The organism is Helicobacter mastomyrinus (assembly GCF_039555295.1).
GTDB lineage: Bacteria > Campylobacterota > Campylobacteria > Campylobacterales > Helicobacteraceae > Helicobacter_C > Helicobacter_C mastomyrinus.
Map to the genome: position 1 here is coordinate 566,727 of NZ_CP145316.1, position 22,623 is coordinate 589,349.

The 22,623-nt window shown below is 38.5% G+C and carries 2 protein-coding genes; both read left to right on the forward strand.

The annotated features are described in order from the left end of the window. The first annotated feature begins 6 nt into the window (after window positions 1-6). Entirely contained in the window at window positions 7-567 is a 561-nt protein-coding gene (locus V3I05_RS02905) for a hypothetical protein (RefSeq protein WP_343353066.1), read from the forward strand. After that, complete coding sequence (locus tag V3I05_RS02910) at window positions 567-22,385, forward strand: hypothetical protein (protein WP_343353957.1); 21,819 nt, start codon at window positions 567-569, stop codon at window positions 22,383-22,385. The genes V3I05_RS02905 and V3I05_RS02910 overlap by 1 nt, the downstream gene beginning before the upstream one ends. The last annotated feature ends 238 nt before the right edge of the window (window positions 22,386-22,623 follow it).

Below are 22,623 nucleotides of genomic sequence, written 5' to 3' on the forward strand. Positions count from 1 at the left end.
TTATACGTGAATACTATTTTTAGGAATCTTTGCTTCTTATATCAAAGTGCTATCTGGCAATGCCACTTTATGACTACTACCCTTACCAATACCAATAATGGAACGATTACTGGCTCGAGTGGTGTATGGATGCAGAATGCTACTATTACTACTCTTACGAATAATGCTAATGCCACCATTAATTCAAATGCTACAAGTGGGAGATTTGGAGCTATTGATCTTAATAGTAATGCAAGGATTGATAATCTTATTAATAGTGGTAATATTATTAATACGGCTAATGCAAATACTGCGGCTATACTCCTTGAAGCACGTAGCACAAATGCACAAATAGGAACTTTGACTAATAATACTGGAGGGACTATTCAGGGTATTAATGTGAATGCTGGTAATGGTAATAGGATAGATACGATTAATAATAGTGGCACAATAAGTCGAGGTATTACTAATGCTGCAAATATAGGCACTCTTACAAATCAAAATGGCGGCAACATAGATCGCATCACACAAGCTAATGCTAATGCTCGTATAGACACGATTAATAATAGGTGCAAAGGAAAGAGGTGATGGAAAGGGGGAATAAGCTCGCTCTTGTATCCTTAGCCCTAGCTCCCTTACTTCTTAGTGTAGAAGCACAGGGAGCAATTAATGGGGCAAATTGTAATGGGAATATCTGCACAAACATCACTAATCAACGAGTGCAAATTGTTGGTAATGAAGCTGCTAAAACCATTAATATCAATACTACTCCGGGTGGGACTGATATTCATTCAGATTCAGGAGCAAGTATAGGGTTAAATGGGGCGAGTCTAGGCACAATTAATGTCAATAGAAATATTAATAAAACCAATAGAAATCTTGTATGGCTTCATAACTCTACCTTAACAACCTTTACTAATGCTGGAACACTCACATCGACCAACGTTGGGCAAGCTGTTAATGTAAGGGGGAATACTTTATCTTCGATAACAAACTTTACCAATAATGGAACGATTACTGGCTCGAGTGGTGTATGGATGCAGAATGCTACTATTACTACCCTTACGAATAATGCTAATGCCACCATTAATTCAAATGCTACAAGTGGGAGATTTGGAGCTATTGATCTTAATAGTAATGCAAGGATTGATAATCTTATTAATAGTGGTAATATTATTAATACGGCTAATGCAAATACTGCGGCTATACTCCTTGAAGCACGTAGCACAAATGCACAAATAGGAACTTTGACTAATAATACTGGAGGGACTATTCAGGGTATTAATGTGAATGCTGGTAATGGTAATAGGATAGATACGATTAATAATAGTGGCACAATAAGTCGAGGTATTACTAATGCTGCAAATATAGGCACTCTTACAAATCAAAATGGCGGCAACATAGATCGCATCACACAAGCTAATGCTAATGCTCGTATAGACACGATTAATAATAATACTGGAGGGACTATTCAAAATGTGTTGAATACCCTTGGGACGATAGATAATTTCACAAATGCAGGGACTATCAGCACGGCGTTTAATAATTCTAATGCTAATGGGACTGGTGGAGGCACAATCACTCAACTTACTAATACAGGCACTATTACTCCGCAAATACAAAATGGTCGAACAGGGACTATTGGCACTCTTACCAATAGTGGGAGGATAACTGGTGGAGTTAGAAATTTTAATACCATAACTACTTTGAATAACCAAGTGGGAGGGACTATCACGAGTTATGCTAATGGCGGCTCCTCTGGTAGCTCTGGGAATACTGGGACTATCACTAATGCAGGGACGATAAACACTATCACAAATGAAAATATTGCAAATAGGACAAACACTATAGGAACACTTACTAATACTGGCACGATAAACACTATCACAAATGAAGGGCAGCGCTCACTCATCACCAACCTTGAGAATACTGGGACAATCACTACTTTAAGCAATAATTCTAATGCCAATATCACTACATTAACCAACAACCAAACCATAACGACTCTTAACAATAGTATCAATGCCAATATTGGGACATTGAATAATAATGGCAGCGTTACTAATAGCTTTACCAATAATGGTGTGATAAACATATTAAATAACCAAACAAACGGGAATTTTACAAACTTCACAAACTCTGGGACAGGCAGGATTACGACGCTCACTAATGAAGGCAATATGACTAATGGTATCACCAATCAAATGGGTGGGACTATCAATACTCTTACCAATAGAAACGCCCTAAGCTCCCTTACTAATAGTGGGACTATAGGGAGCGCGACCAATGAGAATGGGGCAACGATAACAAACCTAACCAACAATGCCAATGCAAGTATCACTAACTTGAATAATACCACAGGAAGCACGATAACCACGCTTACTAATAATGTGAATGCGCAGATTGATACCCTTCAAAATGCAGGGACTATGACAAATGCTTTAGAAAATAGTGGCTCTATCGATAATCTGCAAAATACTAACACCGGTGTGATGAATGGGCTGAATAACCAAGCAACAGGAAACATTACCACCCTAGAGAATCAAGGGACTATCAATGATACCCTCGATAATGATGGCACGATAGATACGCTTACAAATAGCCAAACTATTAACACGATAGATAATAGCAATCTCATTACAAATCTTACCAATCAAAATGCTGGGAGCATTAGCAGCATTACCAATCAAAATAATGCAGAGATAACAAGCCTCACAAATACAGGGGCAAACTCTGTCATTACAAACCTAGATAATTTGGGCACACTCACACAAGGCTCTAACTCCGGACAGATCACTACCTTTAATAACGAATCTACCGGAAGTATAAATGACTTCACTAACCAAAATGGAGGGCAGATACAGGACTTTAACAATAATGGCGGGAGTGTCGATACCTTTACCAACGCCAATGGCGGGAGTATAACTAACTTTGATAACAATACACAGGGTAATATCACTACGCTGGATAATGCTGGGACTTTAACCAACTTCGATAATCAAACTAATAGCACAATCGATAGTATCACCAATACTGGCACGATGACTAATGGACAAAATAGCGGTAGCATAACTAACCTTACCAACGACACGGGAGGGACTATAGCTGACTTTACGAATAATAATGGCGGGGATATAGCAAATCTTAATAACAGCGGGGGTAACTTCCAAACGCTTACCAATAATGCCTTAGTGCAAAATGCCACAAATACCGGCACAATGGGAACAATTACAAATACTAATAAGATTGACTCCCTTGATAACCAAGCCGGGACAATCACGAGGATAGATAATCAAAACACGATAGATGACTTGCAAAATCAAAATGGGGCGACTATAACGACCCTTGATAATAGCGGAAGCGTAACCAATGACTTTACAAACAATGGCACGATTACCACTCTTAATAACCAAAACGCAGGGACGTTACTTAACCTCACAAATTCTGGCACGGGAAATATAGGGACTTTGACGAATGATGGCACACTCACAGGCGGGATTACTAATCAAAATGGCGGGAGTATCACTAAAATCATTCAACAAAGCACCACAGCTCTTGATTCTATCACCAATAGTGGCACGATAACAGAGATAGAAAACACCACGACGACTACGACTATTACCAATAATGCAAATGCAACTATTGATACTATTACGAATAACAATACCATTAGCAATATCAACAATAGCGGGAACGTAACGACTATTGATAATAATCAAACGATTACTTCTCTTACCAACAATCAAGGCGCGACAATAGACACTATCAGCAATAATGCTAATAGCACGATTAGCACTTTAACCAATAATGCCGGAGCGAATATCACAACGCTCAATAACTCCGGAAGTGTAACAAACGCCTTTGAAAATGAGGGAAATGTAACTAGCCTTAATAACCAAAATGGCGGCTCTTTCCAAGATGGTATCACCAATAAGAGCGGTGGGGAGATCACTAATCTTACCAATGATGGCACGATTACTAATGGAATCACTAATGAGAGCGGTGGGGAGATCGGTACATTAACCAATAATCAGCAACTTCCTAAAGTCGATAATAGCGGAGAGATTACAACGTTGGATAATAATAGCACTATTACGGAACTATTCAATAGGCAAAATGCCCTTATCACCACACTGGATAACTCTGGCAATATCACTAATGACTTCCAAAATACCGGGAGCATTGTTACGCTTAATAATGAAAATAACGGCACCATTAATAATCTCCATAATAATGCCACAGGGAGCATTGTTACGCTTAATAATGATGGGAATCTCACCGGAGGGATTACCAATGAAGCAAATGGCGCAGATAAAGGCACGATAGGAACAATCAATAATCGCCAAAATATTGACTTTATCGATAATAGCGGGAATATTAACGATGTGAATAATGCCGCTCAAATACAGCGAGTGGAGAATAAAAATGGTGGAGAGATAGCAAATCTTAATAACACAACTGCGGCAGCTACAATAAATTCTGTTGATAATACAGGCACGATTAGAGGCGGGAATAATGAGGGGACAATCACAGATTTTAATAATGAAATTGATGGTGTCGTAGAAAACTACACGAATAACAATCAAATCAATAACTTTAACAACAATGGCGGCGAAGTGCAAACTATCACTAACGCAACAGGTGGCACGATAACTGACTTTACCAATGCCACACAAGGGAGAGTAGAGAATCTTAATAATGCTGGGAGTCTTACTAATCTTAATAATCAAAACACCGCTACAATGGAGACAATCACTAATACCGGCACAATTACCACAGGGAGCAATGAAGGCACAATAACAAATTTAACCAACACCGGAAATACTGCAAGAGTGGAGACCTTTAATAACAATGCCGGAGGAAATATCGCTGCTATCAATAATAGCAATGGCGCGACCTTTGAAACGCTCACCAATAATGCCACGATTGACAATGTCAATAACTCCGCTACGATGGAGAATGTAACTAATAACTCCCAAATTAATACTTTTAATAACCAAGCAAACGGGAATGTAACGAATCTTAATAATGAAGCCCAAGGGACAATCGATACTATCACTAACGCAAATAATGGCACAATTAATACTATCGATAATAAAGGTAATGTAACCAATGCCTTTGATAACCAAGGGCAAGTAACCACTATTGAAAATACCGGAACCTTTAATGAGATAAATAATAAGAGCGGTGGGGAAATCACCACGATAAATAATGATGGCACGATTACTAATGGCATTACTAATGAACAAAATGCACAAATTACTACGATTGAGAATAACTCCGCTCTCTCGTCTATCAATAACTCTGGGGAGATTACAAGTGTAAATAATAATGATACTATTACTGATATTACAAATTCTGGCACAATAGGCACTATTGATAACACTACCGGTAACACGATAGAGAGCATTAATAATACCGCGCAAGGCACAATTACTACGCTAGAAAATAGCGGGAGTATCACTAATGCCTTTGAAAATGCCGGGAGGGTAGATACGCTTAATAATAATACTGGAGCGAGCTTTGATGCAGGGATTACCAACCAAAATGGTGGGAATATAGGCACACTTACTAATGATGGCACTATTACCAATGGTATCACTAACGAATCTGGCGGGAGCATTACTACTATTGCCAATAACAATAACCTCTCAAGTATCACAAATGAGGGTAATATCAATTCTATCACTAATACCTCCACTATCACTAATATTAATAATAATGCCGGAGAGATAGGGCAGATAGAGAATCAACAAAATGCCACAATTACGGATTTAACCAATGAAGATGGCGCAAAGATAGCCACATTAGATAACTCTGGGACAATCACCAATCCTTTTACTAATAAAGGAGAGATAACCAATCTTAACAATAATACTAGTGGAACGATGAATGGCTTAACCAACTCCAGCACCGGAAGCATTGATAATATTACTAATGAAGGGAATCTCGCAGGGACACTTACAAATGAATCTGGTGGGAACATTGGGACAATCACCAATAACAGCGATATAGATGGTATAGATAATACCGGCACAATCACCAATATCGATAATAGCGCGAATATTACGACTATTACCAACCAAAATGGCGGGGTGATTACCAATATTGACAATAAAGCTAATGCGAGTATTACTCTCTTTGAAAATAGCGGGGAAGTAACCAATGACTTTACTAATAATGGAGAAATCATAACCTTAAATAACAATGCCACAGGAAGTATGAATAATCTTACCAATGCTACCAATGCAAGTATTGGCACTCTAACCAATGAGGGCACACTTAATGGCGGGATTACAAACGAAACTAACGCACAAATCGATGATATTATTAATAAAGCCACACTTGATACGATTACAAACAGAGGGAGCATTAATAATAAAATCACCAACGAAAGCAATGCAAGCATTACTACGATAGATAACCAAGCTGGTGGGAGCATACAAGAAGTAGAAAATCAAGCAGATGCTAGCATTACTACATTTGATAATGCTGGAATCGTGCAAAATGACTTTACAAATAATGGAGAGATAACCAATCTTAATAACCTAAATGGCGGGACTTTAAATAATCTTACCAACTCTGGGACTGGGCATATAGGGACTCTCACTAACGAGGGAAACCTCACAGGTAAGATTACCAATGAAGCCAAAGACCCTAATACCCAAAATGGCGGGACAATCGATAATATCATTAATAAAAATAATCTCGCAGGGATTGAGAATAGCGGCGAGATAGGCTCTATCAGCAATGATAATAATGCCACGATTACAGACATTACAAACAACACCGATGGTAACATTGGCACTCTTACCAATACCACAGGAAGCACGATAACCACCATTACCAATAACCAAAACGCCACGATTGATAAAATCGATAATGAAGGCGATGTAACCAATGCCTTTGAAAATCAAGGGCAAGTGAATACTCTCCACAATAATAACGGAACATTTAATCAAGGCATTACCAATCAAAATGGTGCGACTATCACAGAGCTTACTAATGATGGCACTATAAATGTGGGAATCACAAATGAGAGTGGCGGGACTATTGGCACGATTAATAATAACCAAGATATAGATAAGATAGATAATAGCGGGGACATTACAAAGGTAGATAATAGCGCAAATATCACTGATATTGAGAATAAGCAAGGCGGGACAATAGAAAATTTGAATAACATTGCTGCAAACGCTACAATGGGGACTATTAGCAATGATGGCACGATTAAAGGTGGGAATAACCAAGGGACTATTACCACATTTGGTAATACTAGTAATGGCGTTGTGGAGAACTTCACAAACAGCTCTCAAATCAATAGCTTTAATAACAATGGTGGTGAAGTGCAGAATCTTACCAATGCAGCCGCAGGCACGATAGCTGACTTTACTAACGCTGCTCAAGGTAGTGTAAATAATCTTAGTAACGCCGGGACGCTAAGGAATCTCAATAATGAACTCCAAGGGCAAATCGATACAATAGGAAATACGGGCACTATCGAAAATGGACAAAATCGCGGCACGATTACGACGCTGGATAACCAAAATGGCGGGACTATCGACCAATTTACCAATAACAATAACGCTACGATTACTAACCTTAATAACAACGCCGGGGCAACTATTACGACCTTTAATAATGATGGATTGATTGATAATACCTTTAGCAATGCCGGGAAGGTAGAGGCTTTTAATAACAATACCGATGGGCGCATTAATGGCAATATCATTAATCAAAATGGCGGAGAGATTACTACGATTAAAAATGATGGGGAAATCATAGGTGGGGGTATCACCAACGAAAATGGCGGCACAATTACCACTATCATCAGTAATAATGACCTCTCACAAATTGAAAATACCGGTAATATAGGCACTATTGAAAATAATGCCACTATTACTACGATTAATAACCAAAATGGCGGCACAATTACAAAAATCGATAACACCGCCAACAATACGATTACAACGCTTAACAATGAAAATGGTGCAACTATCACAGAGATAGCCAATGCCGGGAATATAACTAATGCCTTTGAAAATCAAGGAAATGTAAGCACAATAAATAACACCGGAGACTTCCAAAATGGTATCACCAATAAGGATGGCGGGAGTATCACTACGATTACAAATGATGGGAGTATCACTGGAGGGATTACCAATGAATCCCAAGGGAATATTGGCAAAATTGAAAATAATCAAAATATAAGCAATATTCGCAACTCTGGCACGATTACAGAGATAGAAAATAATGCTACGATTACAGAGCTCACTAATAATCAGGGTGCTACTATTGGCACATTTAACAATAATGATGAAGTAACCAATGACTTTAGAAATGAGGGGACTATTACTACGCTCAATAACAATCAAGGCGGGACATTAAATAATCTCACCAACGCTGGGAGCGGTAACATAGGCACTCTCAAAAATGAGGGAAACCTCAATGGCACGCTCACTAATGAAAATGGTGGCACTATTGACACGATTGATAATCACAGCACTATAACCCAGATTGAGAATCAAGGCACAATAGATGATTTAAATAATCAAACCACAGGCACTATTACTACGCTCAATAACACCGGAACAATCACAAATGACTTCACCAATGAGGGCACTATTACTACGCTCAATAACCAAACTGGTGGGACAATGAATAATCTCACCAATGCAAGTGGAGCAAATATTGGCACACTTACGAATGATGGCACGCTCAATGGCGGAATCACCAATAGAGACCAAGGCACTATCACTAAGATTGAAAATAACGCCACGCTTGGCACGATAACCAATGAAAATCGCGGCACGATAACAGATATTACTAATAATGACGGAGCGCGTATTGATACTATCAATAACGCTGGAGAAATTACCAATGACTTTAGAAATGAGGGGACTATAACCACACTGCATAATCAAGCCACTGGAGAGATGAATAATCTCACTAATACCGGCACGGGTAACATAGGCACAATCACCAATGATGGCTCTCTCACCGGGAAGATTACCAATGAAGCCCGAGCGCAAGGCTCACAAAATGGCGGGACTATCGGCACGATTAATAATAATAATGACTTAGAGGGCATTGATAATAGCGGGAACATTACCACGATCAACAACGATAATAATGCCACCATCACAGAGGTTACTAATAATAATGGCGCGACTATTGATAGTATGAATAACAAACAAGGTAGCACGATAGAGACTATTACCAACAATCAAGGGGCTAGCATTAATAGCATTGATAATGATGGCACGATTACTAATAAATTTGAAAATGAGGGTAATGTCGGGACGATTACCAATGATGGCACTTTCCAAGATGGTATCACCAATAAGAGCGGTGGACAAATCACTAATATTACCAATAATAATACGATTACTGGAGGGGTTACCAATGAAGCAAATGCTACGATTACTACGATTAATAACAATAACAACCTAGCGAGTATCGATAACCAAGGCAGCATTACTGATGTGAATAATACCTCTAGCATTACAGATATTAATAACAGCGGTAACATTGAAAGCCTTAATAACACAGCCGCGACAGCTGCAATAGATTCTATCAATAATACAGGCACGATTAGAGGCGGGAATAATGAGGGGACAATCACAGATTTTAATAACGAGACAGCAGGGGTAATAGAGGATTTTACCAATAGTGGCACACTCACAAACTTTAATAATAATGGCGGAGAAGTGCGAACTATCACTAACGCACAAAATGGGGCAATCAATAATTTCACTAATAGCACCCAAGGGCGGGTAGAGAATCTTAATAACACTGGGACAATGAATAATCTTAATAACCAAACCAACGCCCAAATTGAGACAATCACCAATACAGGAACGATTACTAATGGGACAAATGAGGGAGATATAACTAACCTTACCAATGCTGCCAATGGAACTATAGAGAACTTTACTAATAATGCTACGATTAATAATTTGAATAATCAACAAGATGGCACGATAAAGACATTTGATAATAGTGGGCGCATTGATAATACCTTTAGCAATGCGGGGAAAGTAGAAAACTTTAATAACAATACTGGAGGGCAAATCACCGGAGATATTATTAACCAAAATAGCGGTGTGATAGATAATCTTACTAATAATGGCACCATTACTGGCGGGATTACTAATGAAAGTGGCGGGGAGATTGGCACGATTACGAATAATAGCGATATTACAGAGATTGATAACTCTGGCACAATCACCAAAGTAGATAATAACGCCACGATTACAGATGTGTTTAATAAAGCTAACGCGACTATAAATGAATTTAGTAATCAAACCCAAGGCAGGGTAACCAATGAATTTAATAACGAGGGCACGGTTACTACATTAAATAATCAAGGAGCATTTGATCAAGGCATTACCAATAAACAAGGTGGGGCGATTACTGACCTTACCAATGATGGCACAATTACTAATGGTATCACTAATGAAAGTGGCGGGGAGATTGGCACGATTACGAATAACCAAAATATAGATAAGATAGATAATAGTGGGAACATTACAAAGGTAGATAACAATGCTACGATAACTGAACTTACTAACGTTGCAAATGCAAAGATAGAGACTTTTGATAATCAAGGCAACGTAACTAATGCCTTTACAAACGAGGGAACAATAGATAATCTCAATAATAATACCGGCGGAACATTGAATGATGTAACCAACGCCGGGACAGGTAACATAGGCACTCTCAAAAATGAGGGCACACTCAATGGCACTCTTACCAATGAAAATGGGGGCACAATAGGCACAATTGATAACTCTAGCAACATTACAAGGATAGATAATCAAGAGGGTGGGACGATTACTAACCTCAATAACAATGCCACCGGGCAAATAGATGTGTTTGATAATAGCGGAAGCGTAACAAATGATTTTAGAAATGAGGGGCAAATAACTACGCTTAATAACAATGCCACAGGAAGTATGAATAATCTTACCAATGCCACCAATGCAAGTATCGGCACTCTAACCAATGAAGGCACACTCACAGGTGGGATTACCAATGAGACAAACGCACAAATTGATAGCATTATGAATAGAAACGACTTAGATACGATAAATAACGCCGGAACTATTACTTCTATCGCCAATGAATCGGGTGCAACCATTACTACGATTAATAACCAAAGCACAGGAGATATTACAGATATTACCAATGCAGTAGATTCAACCATTGAGACCTTTACTAACGCTGGAACTGTGCATAATGACTTTACCAACGATGGCACGATTACTACCCTTAATAATGAAACCACAGGAAGCCTAAGTAATCTTACCAACTCTGGAACTGGGCATATAGACACACTCACCAATGAAGGCACACTCACAGGAGGCATTACTAACCAAAAAGGCACAACTCCTGATGGCGGAAAGATAGATCACATCATTAATAAAAATGACTTAGCAAACATTAATAATAGTGGAGAAATTACCTCTATCTCTAATGAAAATGGCGCAACCCTAACAGAAATCATCAACCAAGCAGATGCAAATATTGGCACAATTACTAACCAAAATAACAGCACAATAACCACGATTACCAATAACCAAAACGCCACGATTGACAAGATTGACAATCAAGGCAATGTAACAAATGCCTTTGAAAATCAAGGGCAAGTGAATACTCTCCACAATAATAACGGAACATTTGATCAAGGTATTACCAATAAAAATGGCGCAACCATTACTACACTTACTAATGATGGGACTATAAATACAGGAATTACAAATGAAAATAACGCGACCATTACTACCATTCAAAATAATCAACAACTTGCTAAGATTGATAATAGCGGGGAGATTACCACGATTGATAACACTGCCAATATTACAGATATTAACAATATGCAAGGTGGGACGATTACTAACCTAAACAATACCGCCACCGGCACAATGGATTCTGTGAATAATGAGGGCAGTATCAATGGCGGGAATAACCAAGGGACAATTACCACATTTGATAATAATATCAATGGGGTCGTTAATGGGCTTACTAACTCTGGCACGATAACTGATTTTAACAATAATGGGGGAGAGGTAACACGTCTCACTAACGCAACAGGTGGCACAATAACTGACTTTAACAACGCTGCTCAAGGTAGTGTAGGAGAACTCATCAATGCCGGAACGATAGCGACATTTGGGAATGAGACCAATGGGCAAGTAGATTCTATTATAAATACCGGCACGCTTACAAACGGGAGAAATGATGGCGATATTACGACCCTTACGAACAGCACAGATGGGACTATTAATCAATTTACTAATAATGCTACGATTGATACTTTGAATAATGAAGTCAATGCCACGATAGGGACATTTGATAATAATTCACAGGTACAAAATGACTTTACCAATAGAGGCACGATTACGACGCTTAATAACAATCAAGGCGGGACACTCAATAATCTTACCAATGCTGGAACAGGGACTATTGATAAACTTACCAATAATGGCACACTCGTAGGGGGGATTACAAACGAAAATAACGGAAACATTAAAGAAATTGAAAATAATCAAAACATTGATAAGATTGATAATAGTGGGACAATCGGTGATGTAACCAATAATGCGACCATTACTGAAGTGATTAATAATGCTGGAGCGGAGATTAATAAGTTTGCAAATACTACAAATGGTGAGGTTACACAAGAATTTGCCAATTATGGCACTATAAAGGAAATTGACAATGATGGCACATTTACCAATGGCATTACCAATAAACAAAGCGGGACTATTGAAGCCATTACCAATGATGGCACAATTACAAGGGGAATCACCAATGAGAGTGGCGGAACAATCGGCAATATTACCAACAACCAAGACTTAGATAAAATCGATAACAGCGGGAGTATTACAAAAGTAGAAAATAATGCGACTATTACCGAGCTTACCAATAATGCTAATGCCACGATAGAGACATTTGACAATAATCAAGAAGTAGCAAATGACTTTACTAATAATGGCACGATTACGACGCTTAATAACAATACTGCTGGAATCTTGCATAATCTTACCAACTCTGGCACAGGCACGATTACGACGCTTAAAAATGAGGGGCAGCTTGATGGGAAGCTTACCAATCAAACAGGCGGAAATATAGGCACGATAGATAATCATAGTGATATAACTGAAATTGAAAATCAAGGGACAATCACAGACCTTAATAACAATAATGGGGCGAGTATCACTACATTAGATAATAGCGGGACAATCACAAATGACTTTACGAATAATGGAAGTATCACTGATTTAAATAACCTTACCGGCGGGACTATGAAGAATCTCACCAATAGCGGCACAGGGAACATAGGCACGATTACAAATGAGGGAACGCTCACAGGGGGTATCACTAATGAAGCAAAAGATCCAAATAGCCCCAATGGGGGAACCATAGGTGATATTGTCAATAAAGCTCAACTCGATACTATTACAAACAGAGGAGAGATTACTAATAAAATCAGTAATGAAAATGGCGCGACAATAAATACGATTAGTAATGAGGCAAATGCCACCATAGGCGAAGTGGGCAATGACGCGGGAGCGACCATTAGCACATTTAATAATGCTGGAAGTGTAACTGCTGACTTTAGAAATGATGGCACGATTACTAATCTTAATAACCAAAACACAGGGACTTTAAGCAATCTCACAAACACAGGCACGGGAAATATAGGCACTCTCACCAATGAGGGCACTCTCACAGGCGGGGTAACCAATGAGGCTCAAGGACAAATCAATAAGATTATTAACCGCAATACCCTTGATACTATCGATAATAGCGGCACCATTACAGAAATTGAGAATGAAAGCACCATTACTACGATTGAGAATAAGCAAGGCGGGACAATCGATAGCCTTAGCAATACCTCTACAACCGCTCAAATAGATTCAGTAAATAACGAAGGCACAATCAAAGGTGGGAATAACCAAGGGACTATTACAGCCTTTGATAATACCACTGATGGGATAGTAGAAAATTTCACTAATAGCGGCACACTCACGACATTTAACAACAATGGCGGGGAAGTGCAGAACCTTACCAATGCAACAGGCGGGACAATCGATAACTTTAACAATGCCACTCAAGGCAATGTGGGTAATCTCACTAACGCTGGGACGCTAAAGAATCTCAATAACCAAACCAATGGCACGATGGATTCAATAGCAAATAGCGGCACTATCGAAAATGGGCAAAATAGTGGGACAATTACAACTCTTACCAACCAAAGCAATGGAACCATAGATCAATTTACCAATAATAATAATGCTACGATTAATAGCTTGAATAATGAAAAAGACGCTACGATCACCACATTTAATAATGATGGGCTAGTGGATAATACCTTTAGCAATGCCGGTAAGGTAGAAAACTTTAATAACAATACCGATGGGCAAATTAGCGGAAATATTATCAATCAAGGCGGTGGGGAGATAACTAATCTCCTCAATGATGGCACGATTACAGGGGGGATCACCAATCAAACAGATGGCAATATCGGCACGATAACTAACAACAGCAATATAGCTCAAATTGACAATAGCGGAGAGATTACCAAGGTAGATAATAGCGCCACAATCACTGATGTGTTTAATAAACCAAATGCCACTCTCACTGAGTTTAACAATCAAACTACCGCTCAAGTAACTAATGCCTTTGAAAATGAGGGGACTGTGGGCACTTTGCATAATGAGGGTACCTTTGCTAATGGAATCACCAATAAACAAAATGGGCAAATCACTACCCTTACCAATGATGGAACTATTAATGTAGGGATTACAAATGAGCAAGGCGGAAATATAGGCACAATAACGAATAATCAACAACTTGACAAGATAGATAATACTGGAGAAATAACCACTATTACCAATGCAAGCACAATTACAGATGTATTTAATAAATCTGGTGCGACTATTGGGACATTTGATAATGAAACAGGTGCTACTATCACTAATGAATTTAGCAATGAAGGCACAGTAACAACCCTTGATAACAAAGGCACTTTTACACAAGGCATTACCAATAAAGATGGTGGAGAGATAGAGAATCTTACCAATGATGGAACTATTAATGTAGGGATTACAAATGAGCAAGGCGGAAATATAGGCACAATAACGAATAATCAACAACTTGACAAGATAGATAATACTGGAGAAATAACCACTATTACCAATGCAAGCACAATTACAGATGTATTTAATAAATCTGGTGCGACTATTGGGACATTTGATAATGAAACAGGTGCTACTATCACTAATGAATTTAGCAATGAAGGCACAGTAACAACCCTTGATAACAAAGGCACTTTTACACAAGGCATTACCAATAAAGATGGTGGAGAGATAGAGAATCTTACCAATGATGGAACTATTAATGTAGGGATTACAAATGAGCAAGGCGGAAATATAGGCACAATAACGAATAATCAAAATATAGCTAAAATCGATAATAGCGGGACTATTACAGAAGTAGAAAATAACGCCACGATTACAGAGCTTACTAACAATCAGGGTGCTACTATCACAACATTTGAAAATAACCAAGAAGTAACCAATGACTTTACAAACGATGGGACGATTACGACATTAAATAACAATAATGGCGGGACATTAAATAATCTTACCAACTCTGGCAGTGGGAACATTGGCACGCTAAAAAATGAGGGAAACCTCAATGGCAAACTCACTAATGAAAATGGCGGCACTATTGGCACGATTGATAATCACAGCACAATTACAGAGATAGAGAACCAACAGGGCGGGACGATTACGGATTTAAATAATAATGCCAATGCTACCATTACCACACTCAATAACAGCGGGGATATTACCAATGCCTTTACCAATGAAGGCAGTATTACGACATTAAATAACAACGCCACAGGAACGATGAAAGACCTCACAAATGCTACCAATGCAAGTATTGGCACCTTGACGAATGAGGGCACACTCACAGGGGGTATTACTAATGAGACAAACGCACAAATTGATGATATTATTAATAAAGCCACACTTGATACGATTACAAATAGAGGCAGCATTACTAATCAAATCGATAACCAAAGCGGAGCTACGATTGCTAAGATTGATAACCAAAATGCAGCAGAGATTAAAGCAATCAATAATGCTGATGGAGCTACCATTACTACATTTGATAATGCTGGACGTATCACTGATGACTTTACGAATGATGGCACGATAACTACGCTCAATAACCAAACCAGCGGGAATATGAATAATCTTACCAACTCTGGCACAGGGCATATAGGCACACTTACGAATGAAGGCACACTTACAGGGGGTATTACTAATGAAGCAAGAGGTGCTAATAGCACTAATGGTGGCACGATTGATAAAATCATTAATAAAAATAATCTAAGCAAGATTGATAATAGCGGCACTATCACAGAGATTGAGAATGAAAATGCTATCACAGACATTGAGAATAAGCAAGGCGGGACAATCGATAGCTTAAGCAATACTGATGCAAATGCGAGCATTACTACTATCACCAATGAGGGCACGATCAAAGGTGGGAATAACCAAGGAACTATTACCACATTTGATAATACTACCGATGGCGTGATAGAGGCTTTTACTAATAGTGGAACCATAACTGATTTAAATAATAATGGCGGAGAGATAACTACCCTTACTAACGCTACTAATGCCACCATAGATAATTTCAACAACGCTACACAAGGGCAAGTGGATACACTTAGTAATGCTGGAACTATCAATAATCTTAGCAACGCCACCAATGCCCAAATTGATAGTATCACCAACACTGGAACCATTACAAACGGCACAAATGAAGGGGATATATCTAATCTCACAAATGAAACTAATGGAACTCTAACAAACTTTACAAACAACAACACTATCCAAAACCTCACTAACAACGAGAGCGCAACTATAGAAACATTTGACAATAATGGAAGTGTGCAAAATGACTTTACAAATAATGGCACGATTACAACATTAAATAACAATAATGGCGGGACACTCAACAATCTTACCAATTCTGACACAGGTACAATAACTAAGCTGCTCAATGATGGCGCCTTGACAGGGGGAATCACCAATCAAACAGGCGGAACTATCACAGAAATTGAGAATAACCAAGATATAGATAAGATTGATAATAGCGGAGAAATAGGCGATGTAACAAATACAGCTACGATTACTGAAGTGATTAATAATGCTGGAGCAGAGATTAATAAGTTTGAAAATACCTCTACCGGAAGTGTTACCCAAGAGTTTCAAAATCAAGGTAGCGTAAGAGAACTTAATAACGAGGGGACATTCGCGGATGGAATCACAAACAAGAGTGGCGGGACTATCACTACGCTAGATAATAAAGCCGGTGGGACTATAAATAAAGGAATTACTAATGAGGGCAATGCGACCATTAGCACATTAAATAATGCTAGCCGTATAGATAAAATCGATAATCAACAAGATGGCACGATTACAGATTTAAATAACTTAGCTGGTGGGACTATTACTCTCTTTGATAATAGCGGGGAAGTAACCAATGACTTTACTAATAATGGAGAAATCATAACCTTAAATAACAATGCCACAGGAAGTATGAATAATCTTACCAATGCTACCAATGCAAGTATTGGCACTCTAACCAATGAGGGCACACTTAATGGCGGGATTACAAACGAAACTAACGCACAAATCGATGATATTATTAATAAAGCCACACTTGATACGATTACAAACAGAGGGAGCATTAATAATAAAATCACCAACGAAAGCAATGCAAGCATTACTACGATAGATAACCAAGCTGGTGGGAGCATACAAGAAGTAGAAAATCAAGCAGATGCTAGCATTACTACATTTGATAATGCTGGAATCGTGCAAAATGACTTTACAAATAATGGAGAGATAACCAATCTTAATAACCTAAATGGCGGGACTTTAAATAATCTTACCAACTCTGGGACTGGGCATATAGGGACTCTCACTAACGAGGGAAACCTCACAGGTAAGATTACCAATGAAGCCAAAGACCCTAATACCCAAAATGGTGGGACAATCAATAATATCATTAATAAAAATAATCTCGCAGGGATTGAGAATAGCGGCGAGATAACAAGCATTAGCAATGAGAATAATGCCACGATTACAGAGCTCACTAACCACAGCAATGCAACAATAAACAGCATTATTAATGAAACGGGTAGCACGATTACCACTCTAAATAATGAAAGCGACGCTACCATTACAACCCTCACCAATAAAGGAACTATAACTAATGAATTGAGTAATGAAGGCACAATAACTACGCTTCAAAATAATGGCACTTTCCAAGATGGTATCACTAATAAAGGTAATGCAACGATAACAACGCTTACAAACGATGGCACGATTACTAATGGTATCACCAATGAAGCAAATGGAAACATTGGCACGATTACGAATAACCAAAATATAGATAAAATAGATAATAGCGGGGACATTACCAAAATAGAAAATAATGCGACCATTACGACTTTAACCAATAACACAAATGCTCGTATAGAAACCATTGATAATAATCAAGAGGTAACCAATGCCTTTACTAATAATGGCACAATTACGAATTTAAATAATAACAATGGTGGAACTTTAAATGATGTAACAAACTCTAGCACAGGGACGATTACCACCCTTACCAATAGAGGCACGCTCAATGGCACGCTCACCAATGAGAATGGCGGAACTATCCAAACTATTGAAAACCACGACAATATACAAAGAATTGACAACCAACAAGGCGGGACAATAGACACCTTAAACAATGAAGTAAATGGCAGCATTACAACATTTGATAATAGCGGCTCTGTAACCAATGACTTTACAAATAAAGGCGATATCACAACTTTACATAATCACAACACAGGGACAATGAATAATCTTACCAATGCTACAAATGCGACCATTACCACACTTACCAATGATGGGCAGCTCACAGGTGGGATTACAAACGAAACTAACGCACAAATTGATGATATTATTAATACTGCTACACTAGGAACAATTACCAATAATGGCACTATTACTAATAACATTAGCAATAGAACAAACGCGACTATCACCACGATTGCTAACGCTCAAGGCGCCACAATAGGAGGCGTGATTAATGAAACTAATGCCACGATTACTACCTTTGATAATAGCGGTTTAGTGCAAAATAACTTCACAAATCAAGGGATAATTACGACTTTAAATAATAATGAAACAGGTAGATTGGAGAATCTTACCAATGCAAGTAATGCCACTATCACTACTCTTACAAATAAAGGCACACTTACAGGGGGTATTACCAACCAAGTAAATGGCAATATAAACACGATTGATAATCAAGCAAATCTTGCAAAGATTGACAATAGCGGCACTATCGGCAGTCTAGACAATAAGAATAATGCTAAGATTGACCGCATTGATAATCAAGCTGGAGCAGAGATTACTGATGTAAGTAATGAAGCTGGAGCAGAGATTACTACCTTTGAAAATAGCGGTTCTGTAACGAATAACTTTACTAATAATGGCGAAATTGGCTCTTTAACAAACTTCGCTCAAGGCACTTTAAATAATCTTACCAATTCTGGCACAGGACATATAGGCACTCTCACTAATGAAGGGCAGCTTAATGGCGGAATTACCAATGAGGCTCAAACGCAAGGCTCTCCTGATGGCGGAAAGATAGATAAAATTATCAATAAAAATACCTTAAGCAAGATTGACAATAGCGGAACTATCACAGAGATAGACAATGAAACAAATGCCAGCATTACAGATCTCACTAACCAAAGTGAGGGTGTGATAGATAATCTTAAAAACCAGACTGATGGAACCATAGATTCTATAAGTAACCAAGGACATATCAAAGATGGCACTAATGATGGACATATTAAAGGATTTGTAAATGCAAAGCCTAATGCCCAAATAGATAAAGGCAAACTTGATACATTTACAAATAATAAACAAATAGATAGCTTTGATAATCAAGGTGGTTCTGTGGGAACATTTACTAATGCTCAAAACGCAACTATAACTCAATTTACAAATAGTGCTCAAGGAAACATAGATACATTAAGCAATAATGGAACACTTGTAGGATTTACAAATGCTGTTGATGGGCAGGTAGAGACTTTCACTAATGCAGGCTCTGTAACAAATATGGCGCAAAATAGCGGTAGCATTACCTCACTTGTGAATAGTGGCAGCTTTGATAATGGACTAACCAATAATAATGATGGCTCTATCACTAGGCTTGACCATAGAACAGGAGCGACCCTTGATACTTTAAATAATCAAGGGGTGATTAGCACTGTGGGACTTGGTGCTGTGATTAAAGACTACACAAGCAATAATACAGGTAATGCCACAGATCTTTATGTGCTAGGGACTAAAGATGATGTGTATATCACTAAGCTTACAAATAACGCAGGGACGATTAATATAAAAGCACAAGGTGATGTATTTGATGCGAATAATAACTCCACAGGCACACTCTATATCCGCGGTGCGACAAACGCTCAAGGTGGCATTGAATATGGTGAGCTTCATAATACCGGTGGAACTATTAGTGGTAGCACGATTGATATATGGGGAGAGACATTTGATAACACTGGCGGGACTATTAATGCAAAGCAAATTATATGGGGACGTGATATATCAGCGAATAATTATGCCAATGCTACGCCTATTAATGTTAATAATAATGGCGTGCATATCGATGGGACTATTTCTAATGCCACAGATATTACCCTCACAAACTGGGTGCTAAAACTAGATCAAACAGGAGGACCCACAGCTGCAGGAGGCACATATAATGACTTCAATCAATCTGGTGGAGCTAATGCCAATGGACATATTATTCTAGGCAACAATGTAAATCCAAATGAGATTGCCTTTACCCCGCATAAGAATCCTGATGGTAGCACTAATGCTAATGGCGGGGTACTCATCATCGCTGATACTACCAAATGGGGACAAAAATATAACTACACTTCCCTCTTTGTGCAAAAACAAGCAGATGGTAGCTATTCCACAGCTCTTAAAGAGATTAAAAATACAAGTGGTGATATTGTTAATAAAACAGATGAATGGGGTGAGGGAGAAGGCACATTAGGTAAAGCAGAGAATCTAGGAGGACAAACCACACTTCAAATAGAAGCCGATAAACATCTCTTTACAATGCAACCTACCGTCGATATACACGATTTACTCGATGGCTTTTCCATAGGTATTAGACCACAGCGCAATCCCGGAGAAGATGTATCAAAGACATTGCTTAATGGTGTGATTACTAAAAATATCATTGTAAGTAATCTTATGGATTCTATGTCTAAGAGATTATTCCACCAATCTTTAAGGCATAAAAAAGGTAAGACTTATACGGTTACTTCTAAGAGTGTAGATACAGATGGTAACAGAGTAAAAGATGATAATGATATGGAAGTAGCCTTGCGATATAGCAATGTGGATTTGCTCCACGAAACAGATATGATTTACGCTCCTCACGCTGAAGATGCCCGTAAGCAAACATTCATTATGCCACTTACTCGCTATACTCGCACAGATTTAGGCGATGGGGATATAGGTGTGGAATATGCAGGAGGTGCATTAGCAGGAGGATTTGCGCATTTAGGAGCATTTGGGACAATGGGGCTTTATGTAGGATATGAATATGCCTCTAGCTTCTTGCCTAGACCTACAGGTTCAGCAAATATCACCAATCAATCTATTCTAGCAGGATTGCAGTATTATCATTCATTCTTTACTCATAGAATGAATGAGCTGTATATGAAAGTCATAGTCCATGCTCAAATGCAAAAGCCAGAGCTTGAGCTTACTCTCACTAATCCTTATAATGCTGCCACACAGCAAACACTCTCTGCGTATGGAGCTGATGCGGAAATAAGGTTTGGAGGGAATTTCTATAATATCTTTAATAATAGCTATATCTCACCAGAGTTTGGTATAGGCTATGGGATAATGAAACTTGAAGCCTTTAGCCTTGATTATAATAGCAATGTGATTATCCCTGAGTATTATCCTGAACATACATTCTTAACGCCCTATGCCACAGGACAGCTCAAATACACAAAAGCCTTTAGAAATAAGGCAAGATATTCTGTTGCACTAGGAGCAAGATACACTATCAATAATGAACAAAAGACAACTTTAGAGATTGGTTCAGGCAGTGCTTCTTCATTCTTTAAATTACCTCGAGTGATAGGCACAAGCAGTGCGGGTATATTCTACTCTGTGGGTAAAAGCAGTGAAATAAGCGCGCAAATTGATGCCCTCTTCGCACAAGAGCAGCTCACAGGAGCATTATCCTTCAAATATGCGTTATGGTTCTAGAGGGTAGTGATTAGAGTTTCTACCTTAAAAACTCACTTGATGAAATTCTATCTTGTGAGTAGGCAAATTTAATACCATATTTGCTGTAGGCACACACGAGAGGCTTTGCCTTAAGTGTGTAAGACCCTTGCGGGAGCTTTAGCTGCAATAGCAAGGGTATAATAGATTAGAGAATCTCTACCTTGTGAAACTCACTTTACAAATGTAAGTGGGCACTTTGTGCGTATGTGATATAACC

Excerpts from the sequence above, each read along its gene's own strand:
- V3I05_RS02910 (WP_343353957.1), top strand. The coding sequence starts at position 567 with ATGGAAAGGGGGAATAAGCTCGCTCTTGTATCCTTAGCCCTAGCTCCC.